At 62.1% G+C, this 17,136-nt stretch carries 14 protein-coding genes and 1 pseudogene; 8 read left to right on the top strand and 7 right to left on the bottom strand.

Annotated features, from left to right (window positions below):
- Positions 1-90: 90 nt before the first annotated feature.
- Positions 91-2,235, bottom strand: a complete 2,145-nt coding sequence (locus tag LQG66_RS36840; RefSeq protein WP_231321730.1) for an acetate--CoA ligase family protein — start codon at positions 2,233-2,235, stop codon at positions 91-93.
- Positions 2,236-2,425: 190 nt separating this feature from the next.
- Between LQG66_RS36840 and LQG66_RS36835 the strand changes: the two genes are divergently transcribed.
- From LQG66_RS36835 to frc, 3 genes are all read left to right on the top strand, one after another.
- On the top strand, positions 2,426-3,157 hold the full coding sequence (locus LQG66_RS36835) for a GntR family transcriptional regulator (RefSeq protein ID WP_231321727.1): 732 nt from the start codon (positions 2,426-2,428) through the stop codon (positions 3,155-3,157).
- A 74-nt stretch (positions 3,158-3,231) separates the two neighbouring features.
- Positions 3,232-4,965 (top strand): oxalyl-CoA decarboxylase, encoded by a 1,734-nt coding sequence (gene oxc / locus LQG66_RS36830; RefSeq protein WP_231321724.1) that lies wholly within the window; start codon positions 3,232-3,234, stop codon positions 4,963-4,965.
- Positions 4,966-5,030: 65 nt separating this feature from the next.
- Entirely contained in the window at positions 5,031-6,308 is a 1,278-nt protein-coding gene (frc, locus tag LQG66_RS36825; RefSeq protein ID WP_231321711.1) for a formyl-CoA transferase, read from the top strand.
- Between the two features lie 469 nt (positions 6,309-6,777).
- Here the strand turns inward: frc and LQG66_RS36820 are convergent, their stop codons facing one another.
- The 6 genes from LQG66_RS36820 to LQG66_RS36795 form a co-directional block, all read right to left on the bottom strand.
- On the bottom strand, positions 6,778-7,296 hold the full coding sequence (locus LQG66_RS36820) for a protein phosphatase CheZ (RefSeq protein ID WP_231321708.1): 519 nt from the start codon (positions 7,294-7,296) through the stop codon (positions 6,778-6,780).
- 946 nt (positions 7,297-8,242) lie between these two features.
- Positions 8,243-8,722, bottom strand: a complete 480-nt coding sequence (locus LQG66_RS36815) for a peptidoglycan-binding domain-containing protein (RefSeq protein ID WP_231321699.1) — start codon at positions 8,720-8,722, stop codon at positions 8,243-8,245.
- A 327-nt stretch (positions 8,723-9,049) separates the two neighbouring features.
- A complete protein-coding gene (locus LQG66_RS36810; RefSeq protein ID WP_231328081.1) occupies positions 9,050-9,829 on the bottom strand; it encodes an alpha/beta fold hydrolase in 780 nt (259 codons plus the stop codon).
- Between the two features lie 2 nt (positions 9,830-9,831).
- Positions 9,832-10,419 carry a hypothetical protein gene (locus tag LQG66_RS36805; protein ID WP_231321696.1) on the bottom strand — a complete coding sequence of 196 codons (588 nt, stop codon included), beginning with the start codon at positions 10,417-10,419 and terminating at the stop codon, positions 9,832-9,834.
- Positions 10,420-10,526: 107 nt separating this feature from the next.
- Entirely contained in the window at positions 10,527-11,021 is a 495-nt protein-coding gene (locus LQG66_RS36800; protein ID WP_231321694.1) for a DUF302 domain-containing protein, read from the bottom strand.
- Positions 11,022-11,144: 123 nt separating this feature from the next.
- Positions 11,145-11,915, bottom strand: coding sequence for an alpha/beta fold hydrolase (locus tag LQG66_RS36795; protein ID WP_231328080.1), 771 nt, complete (start codon positions 11,913-11,915; stop codon positions 11,145-11,147).
- Between the two features lie 216 nt (positions 11,916-12,131).
- On the opposite strand from LQG66_RS36795, the gene LQG66_RS36790 reads away from it, so the two are divergent.
- The 5 genes and pseudogenes from LQG66_RS36790 (at position 12,132) to oxlT (LQG66_RS36770) (ending at position 16,994) form a co-directional block, all read left to right on the top strand.
- On the top strand, positions 12,132-13,094 hold the full coding sequence (locus LQG66_RS36790) for an AraC family transcriptional regulator (RefSeq protein WP_231328079.1): 963 nt from the start codon (positions 12,132-12,134) through the stop codon (positions 13,092-13,094).
- Positions 13,094-13,494 (top strand): annotated as a pseudogene (locus LQG66_RS36785) (CoA transferase); the annotation flags it as partial. The gene LQG66_RS36790 and the pseudogene LQG66_RS36785, both read left to right, overlap by 1 nt.
- Before the next feature lie 234 nt (positions 13,495-13,728).
- Positions 13,729-13,866: a hypothetical protein gene (locus LQG66_RS36780; RefSeq protein ID WP_231321692.1), complete on the top strand. Its 138-nt coding sequence runs from the start codon at positions 13,729-13,731 to the stop codon at positions 13,864-13,866.
- A gap of 269 nt (positions 13,867-14,135) precedes the next feature.
- Positions 14,136-15,422: an oxalate/formate MFS antiporter gene (gene oxlT, locus LQG66_RS36775; protein ID WP_231321683.1), complete on the top strand. Its 1,287-nt coding sequence runs from the start codon at positions 14,136-14,138 to the stop codon at positions 15,420-15,422.
- A 255-nt stretch (positions 15,423-15,677) separates the two neighbouring features.
- Complete coding sequence (gene oxlT / locus LQG66_RS36770) at positions 15,678-16,994, top strand: oxalate/formate MFS antiporter (RefSeq protein ID WP_231321681.1); 1,317 nt, start codon at positions 15,678-15,680, stop codon at positions 16,992-16,994.
- Positions 16,995-17,136 lie beyond the last annotated feature (142 nt).

Raw genomic sequence — 17,136 nt, 5'->3', positions numbered from 1 at the left:
ATGGGGAGCTATCCCGCCAAGATCAAATAAGATGACGCCGCCCCGGTCATCCCAGAGCGGCGCCATCGCAGTCCTCAGCTTATCGCGTCCTTAGAGCAGCCCTGCCCCGCGCGCCCACTTGTACTTGGCGCCGAGCACCTCGACCGGCAGCTCGGTCGAATAGGCGTAGGCCGGGATGCCGTTCTGGTAGAGATATTCGGCGGCTTCCTCGACCTCGACGTCGCCGGCGAGCGAGGCGACGATCGGCTTGACGAAGCCCTTGGCCGCCATCTCGTTCTTCACCTCGACCATGTTGCGGGCGAACACCATCGGCGGGGTGACGATCGTGTGCCAGTAGCCGAGGATCAGCGCGTGGATGCGGTCGTCCGACAGGCCGAGCTTGACCGTGTTCACATAGGTGATCGGCGGCTCGCCACCGGTGATGTCGACCGGATTGCCGGCGGCGCCGAACGGCGGGATGAACTTGCGGAAGGCGGCGTCGAGATCCGCCGGCATGCCCATCAGCGACATGCCGTTGTCGACGACGGCGTCGGACAGCAGCACGCCCGATCCGCCGGCGCCGGTGATGATGACCACGTTCTCACCCTTGGGCGTCGGCAGCACCGGCACGCCGCGGGCGAATTCGAGCAGCTGGCGCAGCGAGCGGGCGCGAATGACGCCGGACTGCTTGAGCACGTCCTCATAGATCTTGTCGTTGCCGGCGAGCGCGCCGGTGTGCGACGAGGCGGCCTTGGCGCCGGCCGAGGTGCGGCCGGCCTTGAGCACGATGACCGGCTTCTTCTTGGAGACGCGCTTGGCGGCTTCAGCGAAGGCGCGACCGTCCTTGAGGTCTTCGCAGTGCTGCGCGATCAAATTGGTGTTGGGGTCCTGCTCGAAGAAGGCGAGCAGATCGTCCTCATCGATATCAGACTTGTTGCCGAGGCCGACGATCGCGGAGACGCCCATCTTGGCCGAGCGCGAGAAGCCGATGATGGCCATGCCGATGCCGCCGGACTGCGACGACAGCGCCGCGTGGCCCTTGACGTCATAGGCGGTGCAGAAGGTCGCGCAGAGATTGGCCGGCGTGTAGTAGAAGCCGTAGATGTTCGGCCCCATCAGGCGGATGTTGTACTTGTTGCCGATCTCGACGATCTCGGCCTGCAGCTCCGGAGCGCCGGCTTCGGCGAAGCCCGACGGGATCAGCACCGCGCCGGGGATCTTCTTCTCGCCGCACTCGACCAGGGCGCCGGCGACGAACTTGGCGGGAATCGCGAACACCGCCGTGTCGATCACGCCGGGGACGTCCTTGACGCTCTTATAGGCCTTGTAGCCGAGGATCTCGGAGGCCTTGGGGTGGATCGGGTAGATCTCGCCCTTGTAGCCGCCATTGATCAGGTTCTTCATCACGGAGTTGCCGATCTTGCCGTCCTCGGCGGAGGCGCCGATCACGGCGATCGCGGTCGGCATCATGATCCGCTTCATCGCGGTCACGATCTCCTCGTTGGAGCGCGGCGCCGGACGCGGCTTGTAGTCGAAATCGACGACGATGCGGACGTCGGCGGCGATGGCACCGGCCTTGGTCGCGAACACCGGGTTGAGGTCGAGCTCGACGATCTCCGGGAAATCGCTGACCAGCTGCGACACCTTGACGATGACGTCGGCGAGCGCCTCACGGCTGACCGGCTCACCGCCGCGCACGCCCTTCAGCATCTCATGGGCCTGGATGCCGTCGAGCATGGAGAGCGCGTCGTCCTTGGTCGCGGGCGCGAGCCGGAAGGTGACGTCCTTCAGCACCTCGACCAGCACGCCGCCGAGGCCGAACGCCACCAGCTTGCCGAACGATCCGTCGGTGATCGAACCGACGATCACCTCGGTGCCGCCGGTCAGCATCTGCTGTACCTGGATGCCTTCGATCTTGGCGTCGGCCTTGTACTTCCTGGCGTTGCCGAGAATGGTCTCATAGGCCGCCTTCGCATCGTCGGCGGTCTTGACGCCGACGATGACGCCGCCGGCCTCGGTCTTATGGAGAATATCCGGAGAGACGATCTTCATGACGACCGGGAAACCCATGTCGCCGGCCATCTTGGCGGCCTCGGCCGCCGATTTCGCCACGCCCTCCTTCGGCACCGGAATGCCGTAGGCGTCGCACACCAGCTTGCCCTCGGGGGCGGTCAGGCTGGTGCGTTTATCCGCCTTCACCCGATCGAGAACTTCGCGGATCGTGGCCTTGGCATTGGGAACGGCGGCGTCAGACATCGGGGCTTCCTCCTGAGGGACAGACACGTTTTATGGCATTTGGTATGCCAGAAGCAAACTTTGTCAAGCGCATCGAAGATGTGGAAACGCTGAAAAATCACGCAGCTTGACAGTCTGGCATTTGGTATGCCAAAAATCTTGGACGCAAAATGCTGTATACAGCCATCTCCCAAGGAAGAGGAGATCGGTCTTGTCTACACAGAAAACAAGCAAGGCATTGCCCATCATGGCCGAGGCCGACATTGCGATCGCTCGCATCGCCCCGGAGACGAGCTTCAAGAACAAGGCTTACGAAGCCTTGCGGGAAGCTATCCTGAAGATGGACATCTATGCATCGCCCGAGCCGGTGATGCTCGACGAGCGCGCGTTGTCCGAGCGTCTCGGTGTCAGCCGCACGCCGATCCGCGAAGCGATCGCCATGCTCGAGCAGGACGGCTTCGTCAAGACCGTGCCGCGCCGTGGCATCGTCGTGATTCGCCGGACCAAGAGCGAGATCGTCGACATGATCCGCGCCTGGGCTGCGCTGGAAAGCATGGCCGCACGCCTGATCACGACCATCGCGCGCAAGAAGGACATCACCGCGCTGCGCGACTACTTCAAGGATTTCGGCAAGGACCGCCCGCCGCAGGATCATATCGAGGAATATTCAAAGGCGAACATCGCGTTTCATCAGGCGCTGATCTCGCTGTCGGAATCGCCCGTGCTCGTCGACATGACCAGCGACATCCTGCTGCACGTGCGCGGCTACCGTCAGCTCACGATCGGACGTACCGACCGTATCGCAGCGTCCCTTCCCGAGCATCTCGCGATCATCGATGCGCTCGAAGAACGCAACACCGAGCTCGCCGAGAAGCTCGCCCGCGATCATACACTGGGGCTTGCGACCTACGTCGAGACGCACGGCCAGGAATTATTCAGCTGATCATCAGCAGGCAGGTTCAAAGAGAAGAAGACGCTGAACGCGCCTTCGACATAGACGACCAGGGAGAGAGGCGCATGGCGCAGACTGCTGTGAAGACCGAGGCACCGGATACCCACGAGGAGCTCACCGACGGCTTCCATCTCGTCATCGACGCGATGAAGCTGAACGGGATCGATACGATCTACAACGTTCCGGGGATTCCGATCACCGACCTCGGTCGCATGGCGCAGGCTGAAGGCATCCGCGTGCTGTCCTTCCGCCATGAGCAGAACGCCGGTTATGCCGCCGCGATCGCCGGCTTCCTCACCAAGAAGCCGGGCGTATGCCTCACCGTCTCCGCCCCCGGCTTCCTCAACGGCCTCACGGCGCTGGCGCATGCCACGACCAACTGCTTCCCGATGATCCTGGTCTCGGGCTCCTCGGAGCGCGAGGTCGTCGACCTGCAGCAGGGCGACTACGAAGAGATGGATCAGCTCGCGATCGCCAAGCCGCTGTGCAAGGCGGCGTTCCGCGTGCTGCATGCCCAGGACATCGGCATCGGCTTCGCGCGCGCCATCCGCGCCGCCGTGTCGGGCCGTCCGGGCGGCGTCTATCTCGACCTGCCGGCAAAACTGTTCGGCCAGGTCATGAACGCGCAGGCCGGTGCGGCCTCGCTGGTCAAGGTGATTGATCCGGCGCCGGCGCAGATCCCCTCGCCCGACTCGGTCAAGCGCGCGCTCGATCTGTTGAAGAATGCGAAACGCCCGCTGATCATTCTCGGCAAGGGCGCGGCCTATGCCCAGGCCGACGAAGCCATCAAGACTTTCGTCGAGACGAGCGGCGTCCCGTTCCTGCCGATGAGCATGGCCAAGGGCCTGCTGCCCGACCTGCACCCGCAATGCGCCGGCGCGGCGCGCTCCACCGTGCTCAAGGACTCCGACGTCGTCATGCTGATCGGCGCCCGCCTCAACTGGCTGCTTTCGCATGGCAAGGGCAAGTCCTGGGGCGATGCCCCCAAGAAGTTCATCCAGGTCGACATCGAGCCCAAGGAAATGGACTCCAACGTCGAGATCGCCGCACCCGTCGTCGGCGACATCGGTTCTGTCGTGTCAGCCTTCGCCGAGGCGATGGGCAGCAACTGGCCCAAGGCTCCGGTCGAGTGGCTGAGTGCCGTACAAAAGAAGCGCGAGGACAACGTCGCCAAGATGGCGCCGCGGCTGATGAACAACAACTCGCCGATGGACTATCACGGCGCGCTCGGCGTGCTGCGCACCATCATCAAGGAGCGTCCGGACGCGATCCTGGTCAACGAAGGCGCCAACACGCTCGACCTCGCCCGTGGCGTCATCGACATGTATCAGCCGCGCAAGCGCCTGGATGTCGGCACCTGGGGCGTCATGGGCATCGGCATGGGCTCGGCGATCGCCGCGGCGGTCGAGACCGGTAAGCCGGTGCTGGCGATCGAGGGCGACAGCGCCTTCGGCTTCTCCGGCATGGAGGTCGAGACCATCTGCCGCTACAATCTGCCGATCTGCGTCGTCATCTTCAACAATGACGGCATCTATCGCGGGACCGATCAGAACTCGGCGGGCGACGATCCGGCGACGACGGTGTTCGTCAAGGGCGCGCGCTACGACAAGATGATGGAAGCCTTCGGCGGCGTCGGCGTCAACGCCACGTCTCCGGACGAGTTGAAGCGCGCCGTCAACGAGGCGATGGATTCCGGCAAGCCGACCTTGATCAATGCCGTGATCGATCCCGCGGCCGGCTCCGAGAGCGGCCGCATCGGCAACCTCAATCCGCAGAGCGCGCTGACGAAGAAGAAGTAAGGGCCACCCGCAAGACATCACCTGCCCGCTCGTGCGGGATGACCATTCGTTACGGAGATCAACACATGACCAAGGCGCTCGAGGGCGTTCGCATTCTCGACTTCACCCACGTCCAGTCAGGGCCGACCTGCACCCAGCTTTTGGCCTGGTTCGGCGCCGACGTGATCAAGATCGAACGGCCGGGCGTGGGCGACATCACCCGCGGCCAGCTGCAGGACATTCCGAACGTGGACAGCCTCTATTTCACGATGCTGAACCACAACAAGCGCTCGATCACGCTCGACACCAAGAACCCGAAGGGCAAGGAGGTCCTCACCGAGCTGATCAAGAAGTGCGACGTGCTGGTCGAGAATTTCGGCCCCGGCGTGCTCGACCGCATGGGCTTCCCCTGGGAGAAGATCCAGGCGATCAACCCCAAGATGATCGTCGCCTCGATCAAGGGCTTCGGCCCCGGTCCGTACGAGGACTGCAAGGTCTACGAGAACGTCGCCCAGTGCACCGGCGGCGCGGCATCGACGACCGGCTTCCGTGATGGCCTGCCGCTCGTGACTGGCGCCCAGATCGGCGATTCCGGCACCGGCCTGCACCTCGCGCTCGGCATCGTCACCGCGCTCTATCAGCGCACCCATTCCGGCAAGGGCCAGCGCGTCACCGCCGCGATGCAGGACGGCGTCTTGAACCTCTGCCGCGTAAAACTGCGCGACCAGCAGCGCCTCGAGCGCGGCCCGATGAAGGAATACAGCCAGTTCGGCGAAGGCATTCCGTTCGGCGACGCTGTGCCGCGCGCCGGCAATGATTCCGGCGGTGGCCAGCCGGGCCGAATCCTCAAGTGCAAGGGCTGGGAGACCGACCCGAACGCCTACATCTACTTCATCACCCAGGCCCCGGTCTGGGAAAAGATCTGCGACGTGATCGGTGAGCCGACCTGGAAGACCGACCCGAACTACGCCAAGCCGGCCGCCCGTCTGCCGCGCCTCAACGAGATCTTCGGCCGCATCGAGCAGTGGACCATGACCAAGACCAAGTTCGAGGCCATGGACATCCTCAACGAGTTCGACATCCCCTGCGGCCCGATCCTGTCGATGAAGGAGATTGCCGAGGACGAGTCGCTGCGCAAGACCGGCACCCTGGTCGAGGTCGACCACCCGACCCGCGGCAAGTACCTCTCGGTCGGCAACCCGATCAAGCTCTCCGACAGCCCGGCCGACGTCACCCGCTCGCCCCTGCTCGGCGAGCACACCGACGAGATCCTGCGCCAGGTTCTGGGCTTCAGCGATCACCAGGTCGCGGAGATCCACGATTCCGGCGCGCTCGCGCCGCCGCGCAAGGAAGCCGCAGAGTAAGCGGCGACCTGGCGCCAGAGAAGACAGGCGCGGCGCGACCGCCGCCGCACATGCCTCCCATCGACATCAAGCCGCCGGCATCGCCCGGCGGCTTTTTGATTCGCACAGCGGGGGAATTGATCTCTCCCGCCGCACGTCGTCGGGGACCTTAGTTTCGGCCTACGATCACGCCTCTATCGAGAATGTCTGAAATCAGGGACGCAGCGGACATAGCGCAGTCGCTGGCGATTCGACTGCTTGTGAACCTAAGCGGAAGTCGCGCCCGGTTCATTCAATTGATCATTCTACACGTCAAAGGTTGCCGCAACCAATTCTAAAACCTATCCGATTATTCTCGGCTACCTTGTTGCATGTCCGTGCTGTCCGCGTCCTGCAGAGAAATCTCGGGACCGTCCGCGTGCCGGTCGATCTGGGTGAGCGCCACCTCGATCTGACCGTTCGCCGCTATGGGCATCCGGTTTGAGGCAGTTCACGCGAACAGCTTGTCGATGTCGTCCTGGGAAATCGCCACGCCCGGCCGCTTCGGGCCCTCCATCAAGTCTGGGGCGCTTTGGACAGCAAGCTCGGCGGCCATCCGTGCCAGCTCCTCTTTTCCCCACATGCGGACCAGCCTGTTGATGTGGTCCTCCATGAACTGCAGCGACTTGATCACTCGCGTGATCCGCTGCCCTGTGAGGTCCTGAAACGCGCAAGCCTCGAACACCTTGTTGGTGCTATCGACGATCTCATCGCTGACCAACGCGACAGTCGGGTCGTTGACGCTCTGCAACTTCGCGACGCTGGCGCCGATCGCCTCCATGCTTTCGAGGATCGCGTTCCCGGCTGCCTCCGTATTCTCGACGATCGCGTCGAGGGTGTCTGTCATCGTCGCGATACTGCCCTTGCTGTCACCTTGAAGAGCGGCGAATTCCCGCCGCATGCTGCTAATGTGGCCGAACATCTCGACCAGGTGCGTTTTCAGCACCCTCTCTTCTTCTGGCGCAATCATCAGAAATCCCCGACTTCAACGTTTCCTTATTAAGGGCTTCACGATGTAGTTGCAAACCTCGGCCTGCTGGTCTGCAATGACATTTCGGATTTCGATTCGGCGGCGACCAGGTCGCGACGCGGCCACAGAGATCGATCGCAACCTGGAAACGGTACTGTGGTCAGGGTAGGTGAAGATCAGCTGCTTCCCACTTTCGTTCAGGGCGTGGGTTGATTCACTTCAAAAGTCGTCAATTGGACCCGAAGCAGACCTTGTCGGCAAAGCGTTGATACCCGATCCCGGGCCCAAATCGATGCTAACCGATAGCTTTGCCTCAACATTAGTTTTAACTCTTTTTTCATGATCATAGGTAAGTCGGCTATCGCAATAGCCGTCCAATACAGGACCTAAGCAAAGTGGAACTTGATGGCGTTCTCTACTTGCTCGGCTTGATTTTCGGCTGGCCGCTTCGCTGTTTCAGGAGCTGGCTTGATCGACAGCCGCATCGCGAACCCTCGCAGATTTCCGTGCTACATAAAGCTGGTCGACTCGCTCTTGGGATTTCAATGTGCCTGATGATCCTGACGCCCTCGGCTTGGGTCATTCTGCGATGACGCTCCTCGCGTAAGTCGCTCCTGCCCCAAGACAGACCTTTCCGCGGTGTCTGACGATGACGGCTTCTGGCCCATCTCGGACTGAAGATCATTGATTGCGACGGGCTCTTTTTTGAGCGACAGCAGACCTCTACCCGAAGATCTGCCAGCACCTCTCCTTCTCCGGTGGAGACGAGCCCAGCAGCATCCCGAAGTGCAAGGGCCGGGAGGACTCGTTGTCCTGAAAGCGGGTCTGGCCTGCCCCGTCCGCCCAATATTGCACACCACACCGACATGCGCCCCGTGGTCGTGGTCATAACGGTCCCCCGACTTGCGAGGTGCTATGGGCGTCTTCCGACAATCTTGCGGTTGGACTACCTGCGGAATATTCCGCCCACCACGCTGTGCATTGCACCGCCGATCGCGCCTATTGGACCTCCGACATTCCGCGAATATCGCCCACGCCCCCCGGCGCGACGACGGGCTTCACGGTCGGATTTGGCAGCCTCCGTGGCTGCATCCATCAGGACCTTGTGCTGGGCGGCATTGAGGAAGCCGGTCGCGGGGTAGCCGCGCTCCTCCTGCCAACGCGCGATGACGGCGCGAGACGATTCGTCGAACGTCCCATTGACCTTGGTGCCGAACCCGAGCCTGGTCAGCCCGCGCTGCACTGCACGACGCTTCGCCTTGGTGAGGCCGATCTGGTTCTCGGTCTGCTGATTTGCTTCCTCCGAGGCGATCGTGGTCTCGGCGGGTGCGCTCGATCCACGAGGCGAACTGCTCAGACCGGCGTTCGCCACGTTCGGGCTCGCAACAATCGTCAGGATGAACAATGCCAGGATCAAGGCGCGCATGGCCCTTCCTTCGCCCCCAAATCTGCCGAAAATTTGTTTTCACCGGGAGAGAGACAGGCGACGAACTAAATTATCGACATCCCGCGGCGCCATCCCGCTTCGTTGCTGAGTAACTGCGGTCCGTCCTGCACGGTTCCCTAGGCTGGCGCCGATTGTTACATCGCATCGCACGCGGGGCATGGACCAGCGCAAACCTGGGCCGTCTTGGCGAAAGATGGTTTGAATGCCTCTTCAGGCAGCGAGATCTGCTGGTCTCGTCGGTGAGCCCTCCTCGAAGACTGACCCCGAACGACACCAAGCAAGCCCTCCGCCGCACGCATGCCGTCGTCAGGCGCGCTGTCCCGCGGCTTCGAGGATCAGCCCCGTGATGTCGTCGGGATGGGAGATCAGCGAGAGATGGCTGGCCTTCACCTCGATGGTCTTGGCGCCCATCCGCTTGGCCATGAAGCGCTCGAGGTCCGGATCGATGGTGCGGTCTTCGGTCGACACGGCATAGTAGCTCGGCTTGGATCGCCAGGCCGCGTTGGTGGTCTTGCCTGAGAGCAGCGCCTTTTGGAACGGCTGCTGGACGGCGTAGAGCACTTTTGCTTTTGCCTTCGGCAGGTCGCTCGCGAAATCGCGCAAAAATGCCTCTTCGCTGAGACGTCCTTCGTCGCCATCGAAGACAATACCGGCCGTCGCCGGCGGCGTCGGGTAGGTCTTGGCCAGAGCGGTGTAGTCCTCGCCCGCGTCCGGCGCACGCGCAGCCACATAGACCAGCGCGGAGACGTTCGGATGCACACCAGCCTCGGTGACGATCATCCCGGAGAAGGAATGCCCCACCAGCACCGTCGGGCCATCTTGCCGCGCCAGCACACGTTCAGCCGAAGCCACCGCGTCAGGAAGCGTCGTCAGCGGATTTTGTACGGCCGTGGCATTGAGCCCTGCCCCTTGCAATCGCGCGATCACCTCGGACCAGCACGAGCCGTCGGCGAACAGCCCGTGCACGAGCACGACGTTCCTCGCCTTCACTGGAGTTGAAGTTGCGGCCATGCCGGGTGTGGAGATCAGCGAAGCCGCAACTCCGGTCAGGAGAGCGGCAGAAAAAGTGCGTCTGTCCATCATGATATCTATCCTTCAGGGTTGGATGCGATGTCCGGTTCATGACGCAAGCGCGCACGCGTTCCGCGCGAGCCCTTCGCGGCCGGTGCCGGCGGCACCGGCAGAATGATTTCGGAAGCGACCTTCCAGTCGTTCCCGATGCGAAGCCAATTGATGATCATCAAAAACGGCCTGGCTGTTCCATCCTGCCCCGCATATGAGACCGTGATGTTCATCGACACATAGGACTCCGCGACGTCGCGCGTCAGGCCGACGACCTTGAGCTTCGAATAATCTGGCTCGAGCACGACCGGACCAGAGCTACCGATATCATGCAGCTTTTGATCAACTGCCTCGTTACCCCAAAAGCCGGCCCAGTTCCCCTCGGACTGGATCGCGCTCTTGGCCACCAACAGGGTCGAGGGCGATTGCCAGAACATGTCATGCAGAGCCTTGAAATCGTGGTCGTTGGCCAATTCCATCAGCCTACGGAACTTCAATTCGATCCCGCGGAGGGTTGCAGCATCCAGCGGCTCTTTGCCGACGGCAGGAGCAGACGCCACAGCCCCGGTGGAAAGAGCCAAAGCGGTGAGAGTGACGAACAGTGTCTTGTACATGCAGGACATTTCCTTCCAATGTCTGGCTCGCGTCATGACAACGCCCGCCGCGCCGCGATTGAAATGAGGGACCCACGTGCATCGGCCGAAGACGTCATCAGGACGTTTCAGCTGGCACATTCGCCTAGCAAGGTTGTGACTTTCGCATCGAGATTTCGAGCGACCGCTAGAGCCTCCGAGCTGCCATAACGCAGCAGATAACTCTCCATCTTGTCATAAGAGACATGCACGCCATCGGGACGTTCGTCGATGAGGATTGTGACTGGAGCGTAGGATCCAGCATCGGGAACGTGCTTGACCATGTCTTTCATGATGAGTGGATTGCCCACCACGAACCGCATGATCTTGGGCGTCTTGGATCCGGTTTCGCGACGCAGAATGTCGCCCAAATCGAATTCCGCGAAGAGCATGAGGTCCGTTCGGCCGAGGCCGCTTTCCACAATGCGCTTTAGTTCCGCGAAGGAGTGCGTAGCCCTCGTCGCCTTGAAAAATTCGACCATGTCAGGTTGCCCGACTGCCGACTTGAGCGCAGCCACGACAGCGTCGAACGGCTTTGAGCTCGTGAGGCTGAAGCGTTCCACCTCGACTTTTGCGATTGTCATTTGTCCTCCGTAACAACTGTCAGGGATAAAGTGCCTTGGTTGCGCCGTCGCGGTACGAGGCGTTCTGCATTCCTCTGAACCAGCGTGTGCACTCCCGGCGCGAAAGCGCCGGGAGCGATACCGTCACTTCGCGAGCGCTGCCTTTTCGATGACCTCAGCCACTTGCTTCGCATGGACGACGAGCGACGCATGGCTGCCGGCGACTTCCGTCGTCTGAGCGTGCATCCTGGCTGCGAACGACTTCTGGGCCTCGGGCGCGAGGACTTTGTCCTTCGTGCTGATGACATAGAAAGTCGGCTTGTCGTGCCAGGCCGCAATGTCGACGGGGGCTTCGAACGCAACGTGGTTCAGCGGAAGCTGCGAGTTGGCCAGGTGCGCGGCGATTTCCGGAGGAAGGTCAGCCGCGACGGCCGACGGAAACACCTTGGGATCGATATACAAATTACCCTTCGCGTCGGGATGGATCGCGTTGCCGCCTTCGGTCGGCGGCCCGGCCTTTGCCAGCGACGCCAGGGATTCACCGACCTCCGGCGCGAAGGCGGAAACATAGACCAACGCCGAAACCTTGGGATCGTTGCCGGCTTGCGTGATCACCACGCCGCCCCATGAGTGGCCGACCAGAACGGTCCTGCCGTCCTGCTTCGCGAGGGCCTGCTTGGTGGCATCAACGTCGGCGACGAGCGAAGTGAGCGGATTTTCCACCAGCGTGACGCTGTAGCCCTTCTTCGCGAGAATATCGGCAACGGGCTGCCAGCTCGTCTGATCGACGAAAGCGCCGTGCACGAGCACGATGTTGTGGGCTGCTCCCTTGGGCGGTTCGGCGGAATGGGCGGAGCCGACCAATGTCGATCCGGCCAGGAGTACGGTGGCGGCTGAGAGGAGGATATTTTGCATTGAATGTTCCTGTTGGCATGTCGGACGAAATGAGGTCCGGGGGAATGGACAGGCGTTTCCAGCCAGATCGCGGTTCTTCCATCCGCCGCTGGCGAAGTGGTTGCCGCACGTGACGGCGGCCCGTCGCGACATGAACTAATCCGCGGACTTTTCGGACGATAGGGATCGATCGTCCGGATGTTGTGTCCAATCGTCCACCCGGCTAACTTCGGCGGCATGGATATCCTCGCCCAAGTGCTCGATCGCGTTCGTCTCGGTGGGACGCTGCTCTTTCACTTCGAGCTCGGCCATCCCTGGAGTCTGGCGCTGCCTGCGCGCCCCTACGCGCTGTTTCACTATCTCAGCCGGGGCTCGGCGACCCTCGCGCTCGAACAGGGGCAGGAAATCCAGATGACGGAGGGCGATTTTGTCGTGATCACACGCGGCGAGCCCCATACGTTTTATTCGGATCGACGGGCCGAGCCTTTGCGGATTATGGATATCGATCGATCGTCGCCACACCTTGGCGTCGTTCGTCACGGCGGCCGCGCAAAACCGCTCGCAACCATGATATGCGGCAATTTCACCGTGTCGCGGCCGCTGTTTGGCAGCGTGATGGAGCTACTTCCGCCCGTGCTCCTGCTGAAGCCGACCGCGGACGGTGACTGGCTCGAAGCCATCCTGCGGCGCATGGTCAGCGAGTCCGCGCTCGAGCGTCCCGGCCAGCGCGTCGCGCTTTCACGACTGACGGAAGTGCTCTTTGTCGAGGCGCTGCGAAGCTGGATCGCGTCCCTCAGCCCCGGACAAGGCGGCTGGCTCGGGGCGATATCGGATCCGCATATCGGACCGGCGCTCAAGCTGATCCACGAAAACCCGGGGCGGACCTGGACCCTGAGCGACCTTGGCCAGCGCGTGGGGCTCGGCCGCTCGGTATTTTCGGCCCGCTTCACGAGGCTGGTCGGCCAGTCCATGCATCGTTATGTCATCGAACGCCGGATGGCGGAAGCGGCGTTCCTGCTTGAAACCAGCGACGAGCCGATCGCACGAATTGCGAGCCGGGTGGGTTACGAGACAGCGGCGGCATTTTCAAAGCTGTTTCACCGGCATCACGGACTGTCGCCGGGCCGCTACCGAGCCTCTCGACGCGCCGACGGAAGCCACGCGCAAATGGACGGTTCGGAATTACAAGTATCCGATTGAACGACGCCAAGCCGGCCGCTCGTCTGCCGCGCCTCAACGAGATCTACGGGCGCATCGAGCAGTGGACCAAGACCAAGTTCGAGGCCATGGACATCCTCAACGCGTTCGACATCCCCTGCGGTCCGATCCTGTCGATGAAGGAGATCGCCGAGGACGAATAGCTCGCGCAAGACCGGCACTCTGGTCGAGGTCGACCACCCGACCCGCGGCAAGGCCCTCTCGGTCGGCAACCCGATCAAGCTCTCGGGCAGCCCGGCCGAGGTCACCCGCTCGCGCCCCTGCTGGGTGAGCACAGCGACGAGATCCTGCGCCAGATGCTCGGCTTCAAGCGACCACCAGGTCGCGGAGATCCACGATCTCCGGCGCGCTCGCCCCGCCGCGCAAGGAGGCCGCGGAGTGACGCGGCACCCCAAGGCGCGATTACTATAATACCCATGAAGATCATAAGCCGCCCATTGGGCGGCTCATTCCGTATGAAAACCCTTATTTCGATTGGAATTCCAAATCGTTGCATATCTGCTGCAGCGCAAGATCCTCATGCCGCCATGCAATATGAAGCGTTGTATCTGGCATCTGGTATACGTAAATTCTTCTCAGTCAAAACGTCATGCCGCCAAACTGATGGAGACAAACAATGGCCAAGACCGTCGCCCTCCCCCTCGTCCACTCCGTGTCCCTGTTCGGCCGCTTCCTGGCCGCCCTCGACCGCGTCCTGATGTCGAGCGCGCGCGCCGCCAACCGCAACGGCGACCTGCCCTATTTCGGCCTCTGATTGCCAAATCGAAGAGCTGCAACCGCGGCCTCGGATTAGGCTAAAGGTCAACCTCCCGACTGATGGCTCCGGATTTACCGGGGCCATTTTTTTGTGCTTTGCTCGTTCCAGCAAATTGCCGAATTCGACGCCGACGAATGCAACTTAGGCGGGTCGAACCGGTATGCGACATATTGGCGCGTAACTCTGGAACAGCTTGAGCGCTGGCATAAGGCATACAAGGATGAGCTCCAGCGCCAATCAGAAAGTAAAAGCGCATGGGAGGACAAATGACGGACTTGGCTCACGCGGGAGCCCCCGCAACTGCAAGAGTAAGCGACGCCTATCGCTGGACACAGCTCGCTGTCGGCGTCGCTGCCATGGTGATGATTGCCAACTACCAATATGGCTGGACCTTCTTCGTCCCTGACATTCAGAAGGCGTTCGGCTGGGATCGTGCCTCCATCCAGTGGGCGTTTACGCTGTTCGTGCTGTTCGAGACCTGGCTGGTGCCGGTCGAAGGCTGGTTCGTCGACAAATACGGTCCGCGAATCGTCGTTCTCGTCGGCGGCGTGCTTTGCGCGATCGGCTGGATGATCAACGCCTATGCCACCAGCCTCAACGGCTACTATCTCGGCATGATCATCGCGGGCATCGGCGCCGGCGGCGTCTACGGCACCTGCGTCGGCAACGCGCTGAAGTGGTTCCCCGACAAGCGCGGCCTCGCGGCCGGCATCACGGCTGCCGGCTTCGGCGCCGGCTCTGCGCTCACGGTGGCACCGATTCAGGCCATGATCCGCGACTCCGGTTTCCAGACGACGTTCCTGTATTTCGGCCTCGGCCAGGGCATCATCATCGTCATCCTCGCCTTCTTCCTGTTCGCACCGAAGGAAGGTCAGGTGCCTGCCGTAGTTCAGAACACGAACCTCTTGCAGAGCCGCCGCAACTACAATCCGACCGAAGTGATCCGGCAGCCGATCTTCTGGCTGATGTACTTCATGTTCGTGATCGTCGGCGCCGGCGGCCTGATGGTGACCGCCAACCTCAAGCCGATCGCGGGTGACTGGAAGGTCGACAACATTCCGGTGACGCTCGTCGGCCTGACCATGACGGCCGTGACCTTCGCCGCGACCATCGACCGTATCCTGAACGGCCTGACGCGACCGTTCTTCGGCTGGATCTCGGACATGATCGGCCGCGAGAACACGATGTTCATCGCCTTCGGCATGGAAGGGATCGGCATCTGGGCCCTGTACATGCTGGGCCATGATCCGGTCTGGTTCGTGATCCTGTCGGGCTTCGTGTTCTTCGCCTGGGGCGAGATCTACTCCCTCTTCCCGTCGACCTGCACGGATACGTTCGGAACCAAGTTCGCAACCACCAATGCCGGTCTGCTCTACACGGCGAAAGGAACGGCGGCGCTGCTGGTGCCGATCGCCAACTACGTGCAGCAATCGTCCGGCACCTGGGATCAGGTCTTCATCATTGCAGCCGGCGCCAACATTCTGTCGTCGATCCTGGCGATCGCGGTGCTCAAGCCGTGGCGCAAGGTCGTCGTGCAGAAGTCCATGCTGTAGGCGACGCGGCCTCCTTTGCGCCGCAGCAGAAAATAAAATGGAACGATTCCAATCACCGAACGCTCGGCATTTTGCCGAGCGTTTTCTTTTGCTTACGTCACAAATACCGCCGGTTTGCAGAGCAGCATCAATGATGGGGTCGTGACGGCCATATTGCAGGCTGGAATATATTATACCAGTATACCAAGACGCGTAGACGGGCGCCGCGCTGGCCGCGGTGGCAACCTGGAAGAGAACGCGATTTTGGGAGGACTCATGGTTTCCAGCACAGAGGCAACACCGCCTGTCCCAGCACAGTCCAGCAGCTTTCGCTGGATTCAACTCGCGATGGGCATCGTCTGCATGGCGATGATCGCCAACCTGCAATACGGCTGGACGCTGTTCGTCGACCCGATCGACGCCAAGTATCACTGGGGCCGCACCGCGATCCAGCTGGCCTTCACCATCTTCGTGGTGACAGAGACCTGGCTCGTGCCGGTGGAAGCCTGGTTCGTCGACAAATATGGCCCGCGAATCGTCATCATGTTCGGTGGCGTCATGATCTCGTTGGCCTGGTTGCTGAACTCCTATGCCGACTCGCTCACCCTGCTCTACGCCGCGGCCGTGATCGGCGGCATCGGCGCCGGCGCCGTGTACGGCACCTGCGTCGGCAACGCGCTGAAATGGTTTCCCGACCGCCGCGGCCTTGCCGCCGGTGCAACGGCCGCCGGCTTCGGTGCGGGCGCAGCTCTCACCGTCGTGCCGATCGCCAGCATGATCGCCACAAGCGGCTATCAGAGCGCCTTCTTCACCTTCGGCCTCGGCCAAGGCATCATCGTCTTCGTGCTCGCCCTGTTCCTGCGTCCGCCGACCCATGCCGCGCCGGCCAGGAAGAAGCAACTGAACCTGCCGCAGACCAAGATCGACTACACGCCGCCGCAGGTGCTGCGCACTCCGATCTTCTGGATCATGTATCTGGTGTTCGTCATGGTGGCCTCCGGTGGCCTGATGACCGCCGCCCAGATCGCGCCGATCGCAAAGGACTTCGGGATCGCCAACGAGCCGGTCGCCCTCGCAGGCTTCCAGATGGCAGCGCTGACCTTCGCGATCTCGCTGGATCGCATCTTCGACGGCTTCGGTCGGCCGCTGTTCGGCTGGGTCTCGGACAATATCGGCCGCGAGAACACGATGTTCATCGCGTTCGGCACGGCGGCGCTGATGCTGCTGACCCTGTCCACCTACGGCCACATCCCGCTCGTCTTCGTGCTGGCGACCGCGGTCTATTTCGGCGTGTTCGGCGAGATCTACAGCCTGTTCCCGGCAACCTCCGGCGACACCTTCGGCAGCAAATACGCGACGACCAACAACGGCATGCTCTACACGGCCAAGGGCACGGCATCGCTGCTCGTTCCGCTCGCGAGCCTGGTGTCCGCCAAATATGGCTGGCAGGCCGTGTTCGTGATCGGCGTCGCACTGAATGCGACGGCCGCCTTGACGGCGCTGTTCGTGATCAAGCCGCTGCGCCGCGCCTTCATCCTCGGCAAGGAGGCCGCAGCCGCCGAGCCGGCGGCACAGGATGCCCGCCCGGCCTGATCGCCCTGCATCTTCCCACACCTTCGAGAGGCGCATCCCGATGCGCCTCTTTTTTTGCGCGCCGGCGTGGGCCTGGAGGTGATTTCGGTGGTCTTAAGCGCACAAAAACCATTCAAACCAATTGACTTCTGGCATAATGTAT

The organism is Bradyrhizobium ontarionense (genome assembly GCF_021088345.1).
Classification (GTDB): Bacteria; Pseudomonadota; Alphaproteobacteria; order Rhizobiales; family Xanthobacteraceae; genus Bradyrhizobium; species Bradyrhizobium ontarionense.
This window is presented reverse-complemented; position numbering and strand designations above follow the sequence as displayed.